Annotated in this window: 15 protein-coding genes and 1 pseudogene; 10 read left to right on the plus strand and 6 right to left on the minus strand. The window is 60.8% G+C overall.

Annotation, left to right across the window (positions count from 1 at the left end):
* On the plus strand, positions 1-996 hold the full coding sequence (locus AC25BC_RS27065) for a carbohydrate ABC transporter permease (RefSeq protein WP_128406876.1): 996 nt from the start codon (positions 1-3) through the stop codon (positions 994-996).
* A 1-nt stretch (position 997) separates the two neighbouring features.
* Positions 998-2,044 (plus strand): carbohydrate ABC transporter permease, encoded by a 1,047-nt coding sequence (locus tag AC25BC_RS27070; protein WP_012755443.1) that lies wholly within the window; start codon positions 998-1,000, stop codon positions 2,042-2,044.
* A 279-nt stretch (positions 2,045-2,323) separates the two neighbouring features.
* Here AC25BC_RS27070 and AC25BC_RS27075 read toward each other — a convergent pair whose 3' ends face one another.
* Entirely contained in the window at positions 2,324-3,475 is a 1,152-nt protein-coding gene (locus AC25BC_RS27075; RefSeq protein WP_128439702.1) for an ROK family transcriptional regulator, read from the minus strand.
* A gap of 269 nt (positions 3,476-3,744) precedes the next feature.
* Between AC25BC_RS27075 and AC25BC_RS27080 the strand changes: the two genes are divergently transcribed.
* Positions 3,745-4,776 (plus strand): helix-turn-helix transcriptional regulator, encoded by a 1,032-nt coding sequence (locus tag AC25BC_RS27080; RefSeq protein WP_128406878.1) that lies wholly within the window; start codon positions 3,745-3,747, stop codon positions 4,774-4,776.
* A gap of 46 nt (positions 4,777-4,822) precedes the next feature.
* Here the strand turns inward: AC25BC_RS27080 and AC25BC_RS27085 are convergent, their stop codons facing one another.
* Together AC25BC_RS27085 and AC25BC_RS27090 are read right to left on the minus strand one after the other, a co-directional pair.
* Positions 4,823-5,902: a LacI family DNA-binding transcriptional regulator gene (locus tag AC25BC_RS27085; RefSeq protein ID WP_012755446.1), complete on the minus strand. Its 1,080-nt coding sequence runs from the start codon at positions 5,900-5,902 to the stop codon at positions 4,823-4,825.
* 75 nt (positions 5,903-5,977) lie between these two features.
* Positions 5,978-6,610, minus strand: coding sequence for a TetR/AcrR family transcriptional regulator (locus AC25BC_RS27090; protein WP_012755447.1), 633 nt, complete (start codon positions 6,608-6,610; stop codon positions 5,978-5,980).
* Between the two features lie 111 nt (positions 6,611-6,721).
* Here AC25BC_RS27090 and AC25BC_RS27095 point away from each other — a divergent pair, with 111 nt between their 5' ends.
* From AC25BC_RS27095 to AC25BC_RS27115, 5 genes are all read left to right on the plus strand, one after another.
* Positions 6,722-7,795, plus strand: a complete 1,074-nt coding sequence (locus tag AC25BC_RS27095) for an efflux RND transporter periplasmic adaptor subunit (RefSeq protein WP_128439703.1) — start codon at positions 6,722-6,724, stop codon at positions 7,793-7,795.
* Entirely contained in the window at positions 7,792-8,877 is a 1,086-nt protein-coding gene (locus tag AC25BC_RS27100) for an efflux RND transporter periplasmic adaptor subunit (protein ID WP_128439704.1), read from the plus strand. The genes AC25BC_RS27095 and AC25BC_RS27100 overlap by 4 nt, the downstream gene beginning before the upstream one ends.
* Positions 8,874-11,945, plus strand: a complete 3,072-nt coding sequence (locus AC25BC_RS27105; protein ID WP_128439705.1) for an efflux RND transporter permease subunit — start codon at positions 8,874-8,876, stop codon at positions 11,943-11,945. Before AC25BC_RS27100 ends, AC25BC_RS27105 begins: the two co-directional genes overlap by 4 nt.
* A 76-nt stretch (positions 11,946-12,021) precedes the next feature.
* Positions 12,022-13,203 carry an alpha/beta hydrolase gene (locus tag AC25BC_RS27110; RefSeq protein ID WP_128439706.1) on the plus strand — a complete coding sequence of 394 codons (1,182 nt, stop codon included), beginning with the start codon at positions 12,022-12,024 and terminating at the stop codon, positions 13,201-13,203.
* A gap of 149 nt (positions 13,204-13,352) precedes the next feature.
* Positions 13,353-14,804: an NCS1 family nucleobase:cation symporter-1 gene (locus tag AC25BC_RS27115; protein ID WP_012755452.1), complete on the plus strand. Its 1,452-nt coding sequence runs from the start codon at positions 13,353-13,355 to the stop codon at positions 14,802-14,804.
* A gap of 65 nt (positions 14,805-14,869) precedes the next feature.
* On the opposite strand, the gene AC25BC_RS27120 is transcribed toward AC25BC_RS27115, so the two are convergent.
* A complete protein-coding gene (locus AC25BC_RS27120; protein WP_128439707.1) occupies positions 14,870-16,750 on the minus strand; it encodes a HAMP domain-containing methyl-accepting chemotaxis protein in 1,881 nt (626 codons plus the stop codon).
* A gap of 127 nt (positions 16,751-16,877) precedes the next feature.
* Here AC25BC_RS27120 and AC25BC_RS27125 point away from each other — a divergent pair.
* Positions 16,878-17,073, plus strand: a pseudogene (locus AC25BC_RS27125) (DUF4272 domain-containing protein); the annotation flags it as partial.
* A gap of 151 nt (positions 17,074-17,224) precedes the next feature.
* Positions 17,225-18,268 carry a magnesium and cobalt transport protein CorA gene (locus AC25BC_RS27130; RefSeq protein ID WP_003562777.1) on the plus strand — a complete coding sequence of 348 codons (1,044 nt, stop codon included), beginning with the start codon at positions 17,225-17,227 and terminating at the stop codon, positions 18,266-18,268.
* Between the two features lie 160 nt (positions 18,269-18,428).
* Here AC25BC_RS27130 and AC25BC_RS27135 read toward each other — a convergent pair whose 3' ends face one another.
* Together AC25BC_RS27135 and AC25BC_RS27140 are read right to left on the minus strand one after the other, a co-directional pair.
* Entirely contained in the window at positions 18,429-19,199 is a 771-nt protein-coding gene (locus AC25BC_RS27135) for a phosphotransferase (protein ID WP_128439708.1), read from the minus strand.
* 21 nt (positions 19,200-19,220) lie between these two features.
* A complete protein-coding gene (locus tag AC25BC_RS27140; RefSeq protein WP_128439709.1) occupies positions 19,221-20,102 on the minus strand; it encodes an MBL fold metallo-hydrolase in 882 nt (293 codons plus the stop codon).
* Positions 20,103-20,112 lie beyond the last annotated feature (10 nt).

Genomic DNA, 20,112 nt, shown 5'->3' on the forward strand with positions numbered 1-20,112 from the left:
ATGGCGGCGCTCAAGGCAGGTGCATTGCTGTCCCAGGCAGGGGAAACGGCGATGAGAGTGGTCGAAGCCCCGATAAATGTGATCGAGCGCATCTTCGGCCGCAAGCGTATGCCATGGCTGTTCCTGGCGCCGAACCTCGTTCTGTTCGCCATCTTCACGTTCCTTCCGATCGCGATCGCGGTCGGTTACGCCTTCACCGGCGGCACCAATCTATTCGTGTCGGAGCGGCCTTTCGTCGGCCTGGACAATTTCCGCACGCTGCTTTCCTGCGGCAATTATCTGCAGCCGGGAACCTGCCAGGAATCGCTGTTCTGGACGGCTGTGTGGAATACGCTCTGGTTCGTGGCCTTCAATGTCGTCGCCACATTGCTCGTGGCGCTGATCACGGCGCTGATCCTCAATCGGGCGATCGTGGCGCGCGGCTTCTTCAGGGCGATGTTCTTCTATCCTGTCTTGCTGTCGCCCGTCGTCATCGGCCTGATCTGGAAATGGTTCCTCGATCGCAACGGGCTGCTGAACGCCTTCTTCCAGATGATCGGCGTTCCCCCTGAGATCTTCCTGCTCGACGTCGGCTGGTCGCGCTTCTTCGTCGTCGTGGTGTCGGTCTGGTTCCACATGGGCTTTTACACGCTCATCCTCTTGGCCGGCCTCCAGGCCATCCCGAAGGAGCTCTACGAGGCTGCCTCCATCGATGCCGCCTCGCCGCGCCGCACGCTGTTCAGGATCACACTGCCCCTGCTGGCCCCGAACCTCTTAGTCGTGTTCATTCTTCTGATGATCAAATCCGTCCAGATCTTCGACGAGGCCTGGGTTCTGACCAATGGCGGCGGTCCGGGCACGGCCAACAGCTTCATCGTCCAATATATCTACCAGATGGCATTCGGCAGCGATCTTCGCCTCTTCGGACTGGCTTCCGCCGCATCGGTTCTCATGGGGCTGGTGCTTCTGGTTCTCACCCTCATACAGCTGCGTATCGGCAAGCGAATGGAGTCCTGAGATGAACCCGATCAGCTTTTTCAAGCGCACACGCCGGGCCGGACGCATCGATATCACCGACATATTGTCGTGGGTCTGGCTGATCGGCGGAACCTTCGTCGTGCTCGTTCCCGTCATCTGGGCCGGCCTCTCCTCGCTGAAGCCGGCCGCCGAGATCACCCGATTTCCGCCAACGCTGCTTCCTCGGGCCGCCGTCGAGCAGACCGTACCCGGCTTCGACAAACCGCTCAGCCTCTGGAAGGTCACCATCGACGGTCAGATGCGCGAAATGGCCATGGTCCGCCGCATCGGCCTCAAGGCCCAGATGGTTGATCCCGCAAATCCGGGACAGCCCGTCAGCGTCGACGTCAAGGGGCTGACGCCGGTGCAGAAGCTGACGATCGCCACGCAGAATTACACCGATCCGCTGACGCGCTTCAACTTCCTGACCTTCCTCAAGAATTCGGTGTTCGTCACCTTCGTCGCAACGCTGCTGACGCTGATCGTCAACGCCATGGCGGCATTTGCCCTGTCGAAATACAAATTTGCAGGGGATACGACGGTCTTCGTCATCATCATTTCAACGCTGATGATTCCGCTCGCCGTCGTCATGGTGCCGGCCTATCTCGTCATCGTCGGGGTCGGGCTTGCCGATAACCTCTGGGGCGTCATCCTGCCGACGGTCGCCTCTCCGACCGCCGTCTTCCTGCTGCGGCAATATATGCTGACCATACCCGACGAGCTGATAGAGGCGGCGCGCGTCGATGCGGCGAGCGAATTCTGCATCTTCTGGCGCATCATCCTGCCGCTGACGGCGCCGGCTCTCGCGGTGCTGGCGATATTTTCCGTGCTCTGGCGATGGAACGACTTCCTCTGGCCGCTCATCGTCCTCAACAGCCGCGAGAATTTCACCCTGCAGGTCGGTCTGAATGCGTTCCAGGGCGAGTTCTCGGTGCAGTGGCACTATATCCTGGCGATGACGTTCCTCAGCCTGCTGCCTGTCACCATCGTTTTCCTGTTCCTGCAGAAGTACATCACCACGGGCATCGCCGGAACAGGCATGAAGTGAACGGCAAGGCGTGGAGATAGAGATCTCCTCGCAATCGCCGAACGACCCATACCACGCCTACCTCCCGGCTGAAGCGCGTCGCAATGAACCTGGTTCATGCGGCGCGTTTCGGTCGTTGTCTTTGTGCGTGACTCCCAAGGCCGTTGCTCATACTGAGGGAGGTTCGCCGCGGCAAGCGTAGCGCTTGCCACCGAGGCCAGCCGCCCCGGCGACCTGGTAGGCCGCCGTTTTTGGGCTATGCTGACATCGATTTCAAAGTGCGACGGCGTCCTGCACACGTCACAAAACGGTTTCGAAGAGCGGGATCAAGGCCGCGCCGATTGCGCCGGGGGCATCGATTATCTGCGCCACGGCAAGCCTGGGGACGTCGCGTAAAACGCCATGCCGAGGCAGATTGTTGAATTCGGTCCGTTCGATCAGCATTCTCGCGAGTGAGTGCGGAAGCTCGCCGCCGAGGACGATCAATGCCGGGTCGAATATTGCGCAGATCGCATTGATGGCTCGATTGTGGGCCGGCGTGACGCGGTCGACCCACTCGCCAACGCCATCCCAGTCCATCAGGTCCTCGTTCTTCAGGTCCCTCAGGGTCAAGTTCATGCGCCCTTTGGCACGAAGATGTTCAAGCAGGACGCCGAGTGCAGGGCGTTCCTCGTAGTCCTGACGCCCGAAGAGAACGGAAAATTCGCCGGCGTTGCCGAAATTGCCGCGAAACGGCATGCCTCCGGAAACCAGGCCGCCGCCATAGCCATGAAGATGGGCGATGTAGGCGAAATCTGCGACATCGCGGCCAACGCCGAAAATGGCTTCCGCCAAGGCTGCGGTCCTGGCGACATTGTCTGCCCAGACCGGCAGGCCAAGTTGCTTTCCAAGCAAAGGTGCCAGGTCGATCAACGACCAATGAGCGAGCGGCAAGGGGCAATTGAAGGCCGTCTCCAGCATGCGGTGGCCGGCGACGGCCAGACCGACGCCGAGGACATCACGCCGTTTGGCGCCCCGGCGGGCAAGAATGTCTTCGACCGCCGCTTCGATCCGCTCCATTTCATCGGATAGCGAGGAGCCCGCCTGTGGAATTTCCATGTTTTCCATTGGTTCGCCGAAACCCATGAGGCAAAGGCCGATCGAACCGACATTCACGGAGATGCCCAGGGTTAAACACCAGTCTTTGCGAAGGGTCAGCTCCGGGCTGGGCGGTCCCGGCCGCCGGGTTTCCGAATGGGAAAAGACGAGCATTCCTCGCTCATGAAGCCGCGCGACGATCCTGTGCAACGATTGCTGGGTGAGATCGAGCGGCTCTGTCAGGTCGGAGCGTTCGATCCCCGGAGACTTCCAGATCAGCCGCAACAGGTCGCGCTCGTTGCGGGAAGCCACGCGCATCGGTTGTGTGTCTCGCAAAAAATGCGCGGCAACATGGTCTAGCGGATCATACTTCATTTTCGGTTCATTTTGATTTACACTGTGAGTGTGAACCATATTGGGAGGGCATTCTGCTTCTGTCAAACAAGGAATTCGATCCCCGCTTTGCCGGCCCTGCTTACCTCATCGAGATTGGCCAAGCCAGTCAGGCCGACGGCCTTTCAAAGGGGATCGTGTCCGAGCGTTTGGAAGGCCACGATATCGGCGTTGCGGCGGTCTCGAACGAAATGGAGCGCCTGATCAGCGGTTAGCGGGGCGGGGTGTGGAGAGGGAAAGAACCAAGTTGCATGATATCGTGGAGATCCGAAAATACGGCGCGTGCGCCCGAGCCTGAGGCATCCGAGTTTGCGCCAACGCATGAAGGCACTGACTTCGAGTCGATGGTTCGAGCCTATTCGGCGGGCTACGGGGTGTTTGGCGCCAAGCCGCTGAGCAACGATCGGGCCTTTGCCTGGGCCGCGGACTTGCGAACAAGTGAGGCATTTACGGTGCTTCATTCGGTTTATCAGAGTTCCTGGACAAGTCGGACGCTCGATGAGACGCCGCAACACCTTGCGTTTTACATTCCGCACTCGGGATCCTTCCGGCTGTCCATTGGAAAGACCGTGGTTGAAAGTGGGCCTGGTCGTCTCCTCATGGCCAACAACCACGAGGCTGGCGATCGTCTCATCCTAGGCGGCCCGCACTGCTCGGACGCCCTCTTTCTGGACTGGAAAGTTGTGAGGCGAATGCTCGTTTCACTGGTGGAAATGCCGATCCTCGACTCGCTTGACCTTGAGCCGGTTGTGGATCTCGCAACGCCGTCGGGCCAGCTTATCGGCAGCCTGGTGCAGACGATCGTGCAGGGCATGCGCAATGGCGGTCCACTTCTGTCTTCACCTCTGGCCTTGGCGGCGATGAGCGAAACGCTTGCTAACCTCGTGATCCGTTTTGGCCGCCACCGTCTTTCCGACCATTTGGAAAAACAGAAAGTTTGTTTGATCGCGCCGTGGCATGTCCGGCGTGCTATTGACTATATGCACGCCAACATCGCAGAGCCCCTCACCATGACGATGGTTGCCGATGGTGTCGGTGTTTCACTTCGCGCGCTGCAAACGGGTTTCAGGGCCTTCCGGGGAACTTCACCGGGCGGTTACTTGCGCACGATCAGGCTGCAAGCAGCCCGCGACCAATTGCGGGATCCAATGAATCAGCGATCCGTCCGCGAAATCTGCGCGACGTGGGGTTTTTCTCATGCCGGCAGGTTCTCGATCGTCTACCGCAGCGCCTTTGGAGAAAGCCCGCGCGATACGCGCCTGCAGGCTGAGCGCTTGCGATGAGCAAGGACGCCGAAAAGTGCGAACGGTTTTCGGACAACATCATGCTCTAGGAGCGCGGTGCCGCGATACTGCCGCGCAGGACGAGATGGCATCCGAGTTCCAGGCGATGGGCCGGCCGCTGCGGATCGTTGGCGATCAGCCTTTGTTCAATGAGCGCGAGCGCGGCGGCGCCGAGCTTGTCTGTGGGAACGCTGACCGTCGAAAGCGGCGGGCGGCTGAATTCGCCGGGGACGATGTCGTCGAACCCCAGCACTGATATCGCTTCCGGCACGCGTATGTCGCGATCGGCCAATGCCTTCAGGCAGCCGAGCGCCAGATTGTCGGCCGCGCAGAAGACGGCGGTCGCGCCTTTCATCGTGGGATCGCGGTCGAGCAGCGCGTTGATGGCTGCCTCGCCGTGCCTCGGCTCATATCCCTCGGCCTCGACGATCATGCCATCCGGCACCGGAAGCTGCGCGGCGAAATAAGCATCGGAGAAGCCGTCATATCGGCGCTGGATCGTCGTGCGGCCCTTCCATGTCAGGTGCAGGATACGGCGATGCCCAAGCGCCAGCAGGTGCTCGATGCCGAGCCGCGCCCCGAAGCGGTTTTCCGGGGTGACCGTATCGACCAGCATGGCAGGGTCTTCGCCGTTGACGATGACAACAGGCATATCAGGCGAGGCGAGGCTTCGAATCAGTTCCGGCTGATCGTCGTTCAGAACCACGATGCCGTCGGCACGTTCCAAGAGCGCGATCTGCCTGACCTGAGCGCCGTCAATGCGCCGGCCGGTGCTGACGAAGGGTACGATCCTGATGCCGCGGCGTTCGCACTCCCTGCGAAGACCGTTGAGGATCGTCCAGCTCACCAGATTGAGGTCGCTCTCGGGCGCGGCATCGTCGGGAATGGCGAGAAGCAGGACGCGCAAGGTCGCGATCGTCGCCTTCTTCCTTCGGCGGTCGAGGTAGCCCAGGCGTTTGGCCGAATCCAGAACCCTTTCGCGCACCTCGATCGTCAGCGGCGCGGTTCCGTTGAGCGCGTGCGAGGCCGTGCTCAGCGACACGTCCGCGTCCCGCGCGACATCCTTGAGATTGACTTTGCGTTCCACTGTTTCCGTCGCGAATTGAGGGCGTGCCTTCGAAGGCATAGCTAACTCAATGTTTTTACATAAAAACTTGAGAAAAGCTACGTGCCTGGCGCGGTATTTTTCGCCATTCCGCGATCAGTGAGGTTTGGCCAGCAGGCCATTGAGCAGCAGGTCGAAATAAGCCTGCAGGAAGGCCTCCTTGTTGGGAGTGGGCACGCGGCGGTCGTCGAATATCAGCCGCAGAACTGTCGTCGTCAGGATGGGCGCGACCACGATTTCGGAGAATTCCACCGGAATTTCGCGAAACTCCCCCGACGCCACACCCTCCAGAATGAGAGCGTCGACCTTGGCGATGATCGGCTCAATGAATTGATCGTGGTGGCGGTCGATCAGGTCGGGGAACCGGTGTCCTTCGGCAATGACCAGCCGCGTTAACTCGCGGGTCGTGCGATCCTCGGCGATTTGTTCGTAGAGCAGGCCGAGAATGGAAATCAGCCGGTCGGTGACGCTGCCGCTGAGGCCCTCCGTGATCCCCAGCAGTTCCTGAAACGGCACGGAGAAGTGGTTGATCATGGCTTCGAAAAGCTTCTCCTTCGTCTCGAAGTAGACATACACCGTACCCTTGGTGACGCCGACCCTGTCGGCGATGTCTTCGACTCTCGTGCCTGTGAAACCGCATCTGACGAATTCCTCGAAGGCGGCATCGAGAATCTGGATGGGCCGCAGCGCCTTTTGTTCAGAGCGTGTGAGCTTCTTCTGGGCTGTCATTTTCTGATCCTCCAACCTGTTGCGTGCGCTCTCTCCCTGCGACGCAAAGTTTCATTGACTAATCGGTCAGTCAATTATATAGCAGCTGCCGTTGAGAGCAAGAGGTCAACTATGAGAACCATTCTGGTCGCCGCAGCGATCATATGCGCCATCGGTCTCGGATCATGCAGCGATGCGGGCGGGCCGACTGAGCCAACCCCACGGGAGGTCGGCACCGTCGTCGCCAAGTCTGAGCCGTTGGTTCAGGGCGGCGCAATCACCGGAGAAGTGCGGGCGCGCGTTCAGACCGATCTGTCCTTCCGCGTCAGCGGCAAGATCATCGAGCGGCTGGTGGAAGTCGGACAATCCGTGAAGGCGGGGCAGCTCCTCGCGCGGATCGATCCGGAAGAGCAGAAGGCCGACCTGGGTGTGGCGGCCGCCAATCTTCAGTCGGCTGAGGCACAGCAGACCCAGGCGCAGCTCGCTTACGATCGCCAGCAGAGCCTGTTTCGAACCCAGGTAACGACGCGTGCGGCACTCGACCAGGCGCAGGAGGCGCTTCTGACCGCGCAGGCATCGACGAAGTCGGCGCAGGCGCTGTTGGAAACCGCTCAGGACACCTTGTCTTACACGGAGCTGAAGGCGGACGCCGACGGTGTGATCACTGCCCGCAATGCCGAGGTCGGGCAGGTGGCGCAGGCCGCCCAGGTCGTCTTCACGCTTGCCCATGACGGCGACAGGGATGCCGTCTTTGAGGTGGTCGAAAGCGCGTTCCTGCGCCCGATCGACGGTGACGGGACCGTGACCCTTCTGTCGGACCCGACGCAGAAGATCGCGGCGAAGGTTCGCGAAATTTCGCCGACGATCGATTCCTCCACCGGAACCATCAAGGTCAAGGTCGCGATATCGAGCGACGCTCCGATCCCTCTCGGCGCACCCGTCGTCGGAAGATTCAATTACGTCTCGCAGGACGTCATCCAGCTTCCCTGGTCGGCCATGACGTCCAAGGGCGGCAATCCGGCCGTCTGGATCGTCGATCCCGCATCGTCTGCGGTTTCGGCAAGGGCGGTGGATGTCGCCGGCTATGAGACCGGCAGCTTCATCGTGAAGTCAGGCGTGTCTGAACGAGACATCGTGGTGACGGACGGGACCAAGTTCCTCAGGCCGGGTGAAATCGTGTCTTATGTCAAGGAAGCTTCCAAGTGAGTATTCGTCTCAAAATAGTCGCTCTGATGATGGGTACGGCCCTGATCTCCTCCTGCGCGCCGCAGGAGGAAAACAAGGAGGAAGCGCCCCGTCCCGTGCTGTCGATGACAGTCAAGCCGACGTCGGCCTCGAGCTTGAGCCTGACCGGTACGATCGAGCCGACGATCGAGACCGAACTCGGCTTCCGGATTCTCGGGCGGATGATCGCCCGCAACGTCAATGTCGGCGATCTCGTCAAGAAGAATGACGTCGTTGCCGCCATCGATCCGCTGGCGTTGGAGCTTGCCGTGCGCAACGCGCAGTCTGATGTCGAGAACAGCGACGCCCAGCTCAGGAACGCGGTGACCACGGAGCAGCGCCAGCGCGCGCTGCTGGAGTCGCGCTCCGGCACCGAAGCCTCGCTCGAAGAGGCCGAGCAGGCAAGGCGGACGGCGGCGGCCGCCGTCGCCAAGGCGCAAGCCAATCTCGACAAGGCCAAAGAGCAACTCGGTTACGCGCAGCTTCGGGCGGAGTTCGACGGGGTGGTGACGGCGACCTCGGCTGAGGTCGGACAGGTGGTGTCGGCCGGCCAGACGGTCGTGACCATCGCACGGCCGGACAAGCGCGACGCCGTGGTTGACGTGCCCCAGGCCGCCGCCCAGAAACTGAAGATCGGCGCACCCTTCGAAGTGACGCTGCAGCTTGACCCGACCATCCGCACGTCGGGGACCGTGCGCGAGATCGCCCCGGAGGCAGAGACCGCCACCCGCACCAGCCGGACCAAGATCGAGCTGAGCGATCCGCCCGAAGCCTTCAGGCTCGGCTCGGTCATCACGGCCTCGGCAACCATTGCCGCCGATCCGCAGATCGTTCTGCCGTCCTCGGCAATCCTTATCGGCAGCGACGGCCCGAGTGTCTGGATCGTCGATGCGCCGGCCGCCAAGGTATCGCTTCGCCGCGTGCAGATCGACGGCGACGTCGAAGACGGCGGCAGCGTTCGCGTCACCGAGGGGCTCGCCCCCGGAGAAAGGGTGATCGTGGCAGGCGTGCATAAACTTGAAGATGGCCAGGCCATCCGGATCGACCAGGAGATCAGCCAGTGAAGTCCTTCAACCTTTCCGACTGGGCGCTCGAACACCGTTCGCTCGTCTGGTACTTCATGATCGTCTTCATTCTCGCAGGCGCCTTCTCCTACGTGAAGCTCGGCCGTGAGGAAGACCCGAACTTCACGATCAAGACGATGGTGATCACCGCCCAGTGGCCCGGCGCGTCCGCCGAAGAGGTGACGCGGCAGGTCACCGACAGGATCGAGAAGAAGCTCCAGGAACTGGAATCGCTTGATTACACCAAGAGCGAGACCGTTGCCGGCCAGACAACCGTCTTCGTCGAGCTGCTGCCGACGACCAAGGCAAAGGATGTCGCTCCCACCTGGCTGCGCATCCGCAACATGATCGCCGACATCAAGGGCGATTTCCCGACCGGCGTCGTCGGTCCCTTCTTCAACGATCGCTTCGGCGACGTCTTCGGAAACATCTACGCCTTCACCAGCGACGGCCTTACCCAGCGGCAGCTTCGCGATCTCGTGGAAAACGCCCGCTCCGAGGTCCTGACCGTGCCCAACGTCGGCAAGGTCGATGTGGTCGGTGCCCAGGATGAGGCGATCTATCTCGAATTCTCCACACGCCAGATCGCAGCTCTCGGGATCGACCAGCAGGCGGTCATCCAGACCCTGCAGGCGCAGAATGCCGTCACGCAGTCCGGCTTCGTCGACGCCGGGCCGGAGCGCATCGCATTGAGGGTGAGTGGACAGTTCACCTCCGAGGCCAGTCTGAGATCGATCAATCTTCGGATAAACGACCGCTTCTTTCCGCTGACCGACGTCGCCACGATCAAACGCGGCTACGTGGATCCGCCGTCGGCGCTGTTCCGGTTCAACGGCGAGCCTGCGATCGGGCTTGCGATCGGCATGAAGCAGGGCGCCAATCTTCTGGAGTTCGGCGAGGGGCTCGACGCGCAGATGAAACGCGTCGTCGCCGATCTCCCGATCGGCGTGGACGTCCACCGTGTCTCCGATCAGCCGGCCGTCGTCGACGAAGCGGTGTCCGGATTTACCCGCGCGCTCTTCGAAGCGATTGCCATCGTCCTCATCATCAGCTTCATCAGTCTCGGTCTTCGCGCCGGCATGGTGGTGGCGATCTCAATTCCTCTCGTCCTGGCGATCACCTTCGTGGTGATGGAATATTCCGGCATTTCGCTTCAGCGCATCTCGCTCGGCGCGCTGATCATCGCGCTCGGCCTGCTTGTCGACGATGCCATGATCGCCGTCGAGATGATGGTGGCCCGCCTGGAGGCGGGCGACGATATCAGGAGGGCGGCCACCCATGTTTACACGTCGACCGCCTTTCCGATGCTGACGGGGACGCTCGTCACCGTGGCGGGCTTCATTCCGATCGGTCTTAACGACAGCGCGGCGGGCGAATTCACCTTCACGCTTTTCGTCGTCATCGCGGTTTCGCTGATCGTTTCCTGGGTAGTGGCGGTGCTGTTTACGCCGCTTCTCGGCGTCACGATCCTGCCGAAGACCATGAAATCGCATTATGAGAAGAAGGGCCGCTTTGCCTCCATCTTCTCCTGGCTTCTGGGGCTTGCGATGCGCTGGCGCTGGGTCACCATCATTCTGACGGTCGGCGTTTTCGGGCTTTCGATTGGCGGCATGGGGCTGGTGCAGCAGCAGTTCTTTCCCAATTCGGACAGGCCGGAGCTCATCATCGACTGGAACCTCCCCCACAACAGTTCGATCGCCGAAACCAACAGGCAGATGGCGAGATTCGAAAAAGAGATGCTGGCCGACAACAAGGATATCGATCATTGGACGACCTATGTCGGCCAAGGGGCGCCGCGCTTCATCCTGTCCTTCGACGTGCAGACGCCCAACGTGTCGTTCGGGCAGACGATCATCGTCACCAAGGGGCTCGACGTGCGTGACAAGGTGCGGGCGGAACTGCAGGGCTATCTGACGAAAACCTTCGCCGGCACCGACGCCTTCGTGAAGCTTCTCGACATCGGTCCGCCGGTCGGCAAGCCGGTCCAGTACCGGATCAGCGGCCCCGATATTCAAAAGGTCCGCGATCTCTCCCAGCAATTTGCCGGCGTCATGGGATCACACCCGCTTCTGACGAACATGGTGCTGGACTGGAACGAGCCCTCTCGCGTGGTGAAGATCGATGTGCTCCAGGACAAGGCGCGCCAGCTCGGCGTATCCTCAGAAGACATTGCTACCGCCCTCAACGGCATCGTCGAAGGCTCGACGGCCACCCAGGTTCGAGACGGCATCTACCTGGTCAACGTTATCGGTCGCGCCAGGGCATCCGAGCGCGATTCCATCCAGACGCTGCAGAACCTGCAGCTCTCCACCTCCAACGGCAAGGTCGTGCCGCTCTCCGCCGTAGCCAATTTCCGCTACGAGCTCGAGCAGCCGACAATCTGGCGTCGCGACCGGCAACCTACAATAACGGTCAAGGCTGCCGTCGTCGGTCCGACGCAACCGGCCACGATCGTCGACCAGCTCACACCGAAGGTCGAAGACTTCCAGAAAGGCCTTCCGGTGGGATACAAGGTGGAAGTGGGCGGCGCGGTCGAATCCAGTGCCGATGCCCAGGGGCCGATCGCGGCTGTGGCTCCGCTGATGCTGTTTGCGATGGCGACGATCCTGATGATCCAGCTGCAAAGCTTCAGCCGGCTTTTCCTCGTGTTCGCGGTTGCGCCGACCGCCCTGATCGGCGTCGTCGCGGCGCTGCTTCTCAGCAACGCCCCCATGGGCTTCGTCGCGATCCTGGGCGTGCTCGCGCTCATCGGCATCCTGATCCGCAACTCCGTCATCCTGGTCGTCCAGATCGAGCATTTGCGCAGCGAAGGAATGGCGCCTTGGCAGGCGGTTGTCGAAGCCACCGAACACCGCATGCGGCCGATCATGCTGACGGCCGCTGCAGCCACGCTGGCGCTGATCCCGATCTCGCGCGAGATCTTCTGGGGACCGATGGCCTACGCCATGATGGGCGGCATCGTCGTCGGAACCGCGCTCACCCTGTTGTTCCTGCCTGCGCTCTACGTCGCGTGGTTCCGGATCCCGAGGGATGAGCGTGTTCAGGCCGAAGCCGCGGCAAAGGCATGAGCATGGGCTTTGATGTCCATCGCATGCGGCCGCGTCGGCGGCCGCTGCACGTACTGGCTTCCAAGGGGAGAACTCGATGACGGAACAGCGTTTGAAAGAGTCTCCGATGGGAGCCAAGGCGATGCTGGTCGCGATCGGCCTGGCGATGCTCGCTGGTTGCGCCACGAGACCATCGCCTGATGTGTTGAACCCGGTCCGTCTGCCGGTTCATCTCCCAGGTCATCTGAATGCATCGCTTCATTCCGATGAAGCCGCTGCGAACCACGTAAACGTGCTCGCTGCGACAAACAGGAGCCCCGACACTGCGCGCGGTGGGTTCGGGAGCGCGTGGGCTGACAATCTCACCTACGAGCAATATGCGTTTTCGGTCCCTCCCAACCGGAAGGACACCGCGATCACATATCCGACCGCGAGACCGGATCCCGAACGGCAATTTGCCGTCATCGGGCGCAAGCAGCTTGCAAAGGCGGCCTTCGTGCAGGCAGCGCTGGGCTCCGTTCAGTCCGACGGCACTGTCGGCATCTTCGTCCATGGCTATAACTATAGCTATCAGGAGGCGCTGTTTCGCACCGCGCAGATCGCTGCGGACGCCAATATTCCGGGCTCTCCGATTCTGTTTTCGTGGCCTTCGGCCGCTGCCGTCGCCGGCTATGTCGCCGACCGCGATGCGGCGCTGTCCTCGCGTAGCGACCTCGATTCGCTTATCACCTCGCTCTCGGCTTCAGGAAAGGTGAAACGCATCATCCTTTTCGGACACAGCATGGGCGGATTCCTGGTCATGGAGACAGTGCGTGAGCTCAAACTGCAGCATCGCGATGACGTCATCGGTAAACTGGCGGTGATCCTCGCCGCCCCTGACATCGACGTCGATGTTTTCCGGTCGCAGTTGAAGGATATCGGGCGGATGCCGATCCCAATATCCCTTCTCGTTTCGAAGGACGACAGGGCGCTGGTGGCCTCGAGCTTCATAGCCGGAGAGCGGGCGCGGGTCGGACGCCTTAATATCGACGATCGCGTCATCAGGGAGGCTGCCTTGAAGGAAAGGCTTCGGGTCATCGACATCACGTCGATCCAGGCGTCCGACGGGATGGGGCACGACCGCTACGCATCGCTCGCCAAGTTCGGCGCGCAGCTTGCCTCCTTCGAAAGTGGGAAGCGTTCGACCGCCGGCGAGGTTGGCGCCTATGTCTTCGATGCCGCCGGCGCCGCGGTCGCAAGTCCATTTCGTCTGGCCGGACGTGTCGTCGGCTCGCAATGAACAGACCGAGGTAAGAGCCGCGCCTCTGGCTAATCCTGAGGCATCGTCAAGAGATGTGCATAATGTGACTATTAAATTGTCAGCTGCACAAATGAAGAGCAGACTTCCGCCTGTGGTCGATTTGGCCTCAAGGATATGGGAGGGCATTCATGAGCGTACGAAATCCGTCTCCCTCGTTATACAACGAGGATCTTGCACCCGCCGAGGAGCGTAAATGGGGTGCATTCAGCATCTTTAACGTCTGGACATCAGACGTCCATAGCCTATGGGGCTACTATCTGGCGGCGAGCCTGTTCCTGCTGTGCGGCAGCTTCGTCAATTTCGTCATCGCCATCGGTCTCGGATCTCTGGTCATCTTCTGCCTGATGAGCCTGGTCGGCAATGCCGGCGTGCGCACCGGCGTCCCCTTTCCGGTTCTGGCGCGCGCCTCCTTCGGCACATTCGGGGCGAATGTTCCGGCATTGGTCCGGGCGGTGGTCGCCTGCTTCTGGTATGGGGCGCAGACTGCCGCCGCATCCGGCGCCATCGTTGCCTTGCTGATCCGTAACGAGAGCCTGCTCGCCTTTCACCAGAACAGCCACCTGCTCGGCCACTCGACGCTTGAGGTCATTTGCTACGTCATCGTCTGGAGTCTTCAGTTGCTGATCATTCAGCGTGGGATGGAAACGGTTCGCAAGTTCCAGGATTGGGCCGGTCCGGCCGTCTGGATCATGATGTTGATGCTCGCGGTCTATCTGGTCGTCAAGTCAGGCACTTTCTCCTTCGGGTCCGAAATCCCGCGCGATGTGCTGATCGAAAAGACCAAGGATGCGGGCGTGCCAGGCGAGCCTGGTTCGATTGCAGCCCTTGCTGCCGTAGCCGCCACCTGGATCACTTATTTCGCAGCGCTCTACCTGAATTTCTGCGATTTTTCGCGCTACGCAACGAGCGAAAAGGCGCTCAAAAAGGGCAATCTTTGGGGGCTTCCGATCAACCTCCTGGCGTTCTGCCTCGTCGCAGGCGTGACGACCACCGCCGCCTTCACCGTCTACGGAGAGGTGCTGCTGCATCCGGAACAGATATCGGCGAAATTCGACAGCTGGTTCCTGGCGCTGCTGGCCGCGCTGACATTCGCGATCGCAACGCTCGGCATCAACGTCGTGGCGAATTTCGTGTCGCCGGCCTTCGACTTTTCCAATGTCTTCCCACGCCAGATCAACTTCAAACGCGGGGGATATATCGCCGCCCTGATCGCCCTCGTGTTGTACCCGTTTGCTCCATGGGAGACGGGTGCTGCGCATTTCGTCAATTTCATCGGATCGACGATGGGGCCGATCTTCGGCATCATGATGGTGGATTACTATCTCATCCGGAGAAGCCAGCTGAACGTCGAGGCGCTCTATCACGAGAATGGCGAGTTCCGGTTCCAGAGCGGATGGCACGGCAATGCCTTCATCGCATTTGCGGTGGGCGTGCTGTTCTCCTCGATCCTGCCGACCTTCACCACCATCCTTCCGGACTGGTGGGGAACCTACGGTTGGTTCTTCGGCGTCGCCATCGGCGGAGCGATCTACTTCGTGTTGAGAATGGGCGCGCGGCGTAATCCGGCCTTCGCGTCCTGACAGAATGAAAGGCGCCCGGCAATTGCCGGGCGCCTTTCATGTCGGATTTCCTGCTGCGGCCTGTTTCAGCGCCGAGCGGCAACCGCATGCATGGCCGGACGGGCCGCGGGCTGCGCCATCGTTCTCGCCGTCGAACGAAGGGCCGAGGACTGACTGACCGCATCGTCGAGCCTGAACTGGGCGATGAGTTCGCGAAGCTTCTGGGCTTCCTGCGCGAGCGAATCGGATGCCGCAGTCGACTGTTGCACCATGGTGGCGTTCTGCTGCGTGGTCTGGTCCATCCGGTTGACCGCGACGTTGACTTCGCTGAGTCCGATGGACTGCTCTTTCGCAGAGGTGGCGATCGAATCCATATGGTGATTGATCTGGGTGATGAAGCCGCCGATGGTCTTCAAGGCCTGGCCGGTATCGCGCACCAGCTTGACCCCGCCTTCCACCTCCTTCGAGGAGTTCTGGATCAGGCCCTTGATTTCCTTGGCAGCACTTGCCGAACGCTGGGCAAGTTCGCGCACTTCCTGTGCGACGACGGCGAAGCCCTTGCCGGCCTCGCCGGCTCTTGCCGCTTCCACGCCGGCATTCAACGCAAGAAGGTTGGTCTGGAACGCGATTTCGTCGATGACGCTGATGATGTTGGAAATCTGCTGTGACGAGGTTTCGATGCGTTCCATCGCCTCTTCGGCGTGGGAAACGACCTCCGCGGAGACCCCGGCGCTGCGATTTGCCTCCGTGGCCACCGTGCGCGTCTCTTCGGTTCGCTTGCTGGAGTTTGACACGTTCGCCGTGATCTCCTCCAGTGCGGCGGCCGTTTCTTCGAGCGAAGCCGCCTGTTGCTCCGTGCGATTTGCAAGATCGCTTGCCCCGGAGGAAATTTCCCGCGTGCCTGCGTCGATCGTGCCGATGCTGTCGGAAATTGCTCTCAGAGTCGCGCCGAGCTGGGTGACGGACTGGTTGAAATCATGGCGAAGCGCCTCGAAGTCGGGCGCGAAGGTCTCGTTGAGCTGGAAGGCGAGATCGCCTCCTGCAAGCCGTTTCAAACCGGCGGCAAGACCCGAGGTAGCGATGCGTAGCCGCTCCGAGGCGTTAGCTTCCGCCTGCTGCTGGGCGGCAAGACGATCGGCCTCCGCCCTGTTGCGGTTTTCGTCGGCTTCGATTGCCATCCGCTTGTTGGTGATCGCGGCCTGGCGGAAGATTTCCACTGCTCCCGCCATCGATCCGATTTCGTCGGCGCGGTCGGCATACGGAATCACCGATCCGGTATCTCCCTCGGCCAGCCGCCGCATCGCGGCGGTGATGCCGGTAACCGGATTGGCAATGCCGGCCAGCACGAAGACGACGGCGCCGAGAACGAGCAATCCGGCAAAGCCGATCGCGGCAAACAGTTCGAATTCTATCGAGGCGAAGGCCTCCTTGCTGAGTTCGGCGGCCTTGTTGCTGCCGCTGACGTTCAGTTCGACCAGGGCTGCCGTGGCTTCCTTGAGCTTATCCGAATAGGAGCGCATCTCGCCCCCCAGATATTGCCCGGCTTCTTCGGTCTTGTTGGCCCGGGAAAGGACGAGCAGTTGCGAGCTGCTGGTGATATAGCCACCAACGCTCTCCTTTATCGTCTTGATCAATTCGCGCTCGTGGTCGGATGACGCCAGCGAAAGATAGGCGTCTACCGATTTGCCAACCGAATCTTCGGCGACTTTGATGGCGTCTTCGCGCGTTTTCTTTTCTGCATCCGACTGCGCGATGATGTGATCGCGGTAGGCGAGGCGCAAATTCGTCATGGCGAGATTGATCGCCTGCGACGCCTGCACGCTCGGTAGCCAGTTGGTCGCAATTTCTTCGGTGGAGCCGTTCGTCTTTTGAAGACCGTCGACTGCGAGATAGGCGACAAGCCCGAAAAGAAGAGCTATGCCGGTGAAAATCAACAGCAAACTCGATTTTATGTTTGGACGACGCATTGAAAGTCCCCATCGAACGTCCGGCTTCGTACCGGATTGGCCCAAGGACTTTTGTATCGAAAAAAATTTAACGATTTGTTCCGTATGTAAAAACGTCGTTTACCAGTTTTCCGGAAAGCCGCTGTCGCCTTCGATTGCGAACACGCTGCGTGAACTGGGGACGGACGGACTGATGCGCCGTGCCAAGCTGCGCCCGCACAAAGAGCTGCTCGACGCTGCCGACCTCATTTACCGCTACGATAGGGCAGCAACGCCACTACGCCCTCAACTGGCTGATTGGTTACATGGACCAGGATTGGGACGATATTTCCACAGACACGTGATGCCGCCTCGCGGCATGTTAACCCGATTAGACCCCCGCGCCGACGCGGTGATGCATGTTTTACGAAATAGCATTATGATCGGTCGAGCGCCTGACCGGCGGAGGGGCTGGCTGCGGATATGTGATCCGCGCGGAATGGAGGACGGCAGGATTTGGAACGGCTGAAGGATCTGGATAGTGCTCTCGCGCGAGAAGGTGGCGGTTCCACATCGCCTCCGTATGAACGGCCCGGCGTCGTGGCTGCCGCCGTTTACCAGCATGGGCAACGCATTCGCGACATCAGGATAGAAGAGGCCGGCGAGTGGCGAAGCCGGGAGAATGCCATCGTCTGGATCGGCCTGCACGAGCCGGATGAAGTGCTGCTGCATCAGGTCCAGGCCGAGTTTAATCTCCATGCCTTGGCGATCGAGGACGCGGCACAGCCGCACCAGCGCCCGAAGCTGGAGATTTACGGGGACGCGATGTTCATCGTCGCCCGGACCGCCCATATGAAGGATGACGAAATCATCTTCGGCGAAACGCATTTGTTTGTCGGTCGCGGTTATGTCGTCTCCGTTCGCCACGGGGATTCGTCTTCCTATCTGGCGGTGCGGCAGCGGTGCGAGGCCACGCCGGCAGCACTGGCCCACGGCGAGAATTATATTCTCTATTCCATCCTCGATTTCATCGTCGACAACTACATGCCTGTCATCGAGGTTGTGCAGGAGGAGGTCGAGAAGCTCGAGGATCTGGTGCTGCGCGAACAGCTGGAAAAGTCCGACATCGAGCGGCTTTACCTGCTGCGGCGCAAGCTGCTGCGGCTGCGCAATGCCGTGGTGCCGCTCGTGGACGTCTGCCGGCGGTACGAGCACATCGATCTACCCGGCATGGACCCGACGCTGCAGTCGCTGTTTCGCGATGTGACCGATCACGTGCGCCGGGTTCAGGAAGATATCGATGCGTTGCGCGAGGTCCTTGCCTTCGCCTTCGAGGCCAGCGTGATGATCGGCCAGACGGAGCAGACGGCGATCGCCCGCAAGCTCGCCGCCTGGGCGGCAATCCTCGCCGTTCCCACCGCGATCGCCGGTATCTACGGGATGAACTTCAGCGATATGCCGGAACTGAAAACCCAGTACGGCTATTTCGTCGTACTCGGCGTCATCGTCACCTTGTGCCTGGGCCTCTTCGGTTTCTTCCGTCGGAAGAAGTGGCTCTAAAGCGCGTCGCGACCTTTCATATTCGCTCTTCGCGCTTTAGGTCTTTGTTATTGCGCATGTCGTTATCGCAAAACCGCCGCACATTGCGCGACATCCTCTAGATATGTGACGCAGGGGGCGGGTATGCGGCAGACGTGACATCCTGCTTGGCAAAGGCGCGTCAGCACAGGGCGTTTAGCAGTCGATCCCGATGCCTTCTGATATAGTCGATATCGCTCAAATACAGCCGGGCGTCTCCTGCAGCCGCGTCCTCCACGAATGTCTCATCTCCGGCCACGGGATTTACCAGCATGAAATCGACGAGCGCCTGAAGCCGCCGGCAGATCATCTCGGGGAGCTGGAGCCGGTCTTCCCCTGTCGCCCCATATACCGTGCAGAAGATTTCCGCCCGGCGCAACTGATCGTCGAGGCCGAAGGTCACGTGCGGATTGGCGGGATCGGAAAGCGGCGCCCAGCGGTAAACCGAATAGGCCAGATCCCATAAGCGCGGCGCCGGATGGGCTGTATCGAAATCGATGATCCCGACAGCCTCATCGTCTGCCGTAGCAATGTTGTAGGGCGCATAATCTCCATGGCATACGATCTCGCACGGTTCCCGCGGCGGCAGCATCCATGTCTGGATCTCGCGGTCCGATTCGAGAAACCCTTGAGATGCCGAATGAAAATCGCGCAGGAGCTTGGCTGCGGAAAGCAGCATGCGCTCCGATCCGACAAACCGGTCGCCCAAATCTTCGCAGACGCGCCCGCTGACAAAACTGACGACTTCCCGGTTCCCGGCTATCTCCACAGGATCCGGCGCTCCCAGAAAGCCTCTGCTCCTGAGATGGCGCAAAAACCGGTGCACCGTCGGCGTCCATGCGCCGGAAGGCCTGATCACGGTGTTGTCGTCACGCCAGATCTGCCCGGCTCGTCCGCCCTCCAATGGTTCCATTTTTGGTCTCCTGAAGTCTCTCTAGGCGAATTTCAGTTTTTCGAGATGGGCCTGAACCGTCGCGCCAAGGTTTGTCTCATGGCACTGCCGATAGAATGCCGCCGTGTCGGAAGCCATTCCGTCGGGGATGAGGACGAAGTCTTCCAACCGCAGGCCGCTTGAACTGCCGAGTTGCGGGTCCGCCAGCTGGCTCTCGCTCATACTGCCGACCCGATCGGCCAAGGCTTGGAAATAGGCGAGGTTGTCATCCACCGCCGAAGGGGAGTGCGTCCGGCCGTGCGCAGGGATGACCAGTCTTGCATTGAGGTCACGGATCCGCTCGAGCGAGGAACGGATCAAGCGAAGGTCGCCTGCATTTTTGCTCCAGACTTCGGGGATCGGGTATTCCACTGCGTCGACGGCCAGGCAGACGCGAAGTTCCGGAATCCATACGGCGATATGGTCGGGCGTGTGTCCCGCTGTATGAATGAGCTCCAGCGTCAGATCGCCGCCGTTGAGGGTCATAGAGGCGGAGAAGGTGATATCGGGACCGATAAGGTCGAGGTTCCGAAACCTCGACTCCTGGCTCGCCTTGTCCCTCAGGACCTCGCGTGCGGAAGGGGCGCGCAAACGGTCGAGCGCGGCGGCATGCGCGATAATGGGCGCGCGCCCGGCAATGGCGGCATTTCCCCAGAAATGATCCCAATCCATGTGCGAATTGACGACGATCAGCGGACGAGCGTTCGTCTGTGCCTCGAGCAGGTTCAGTGCCGCCATGCAGAGTTCGGGCGTTCCGAGCGTATCGATCAGCACATTGAACCTCTCGGTCCGGACGAACACGGCATCAACTTCGTCCCCCGCCCTGACGATCACGATACGATCATCGAGTTCGGGATATGAACACAACTCCACCGATGGATTCATGTCTGGTCGC

Source organism: Rhizobium sp. WSM409 (genome assembly GCF_057653825.1).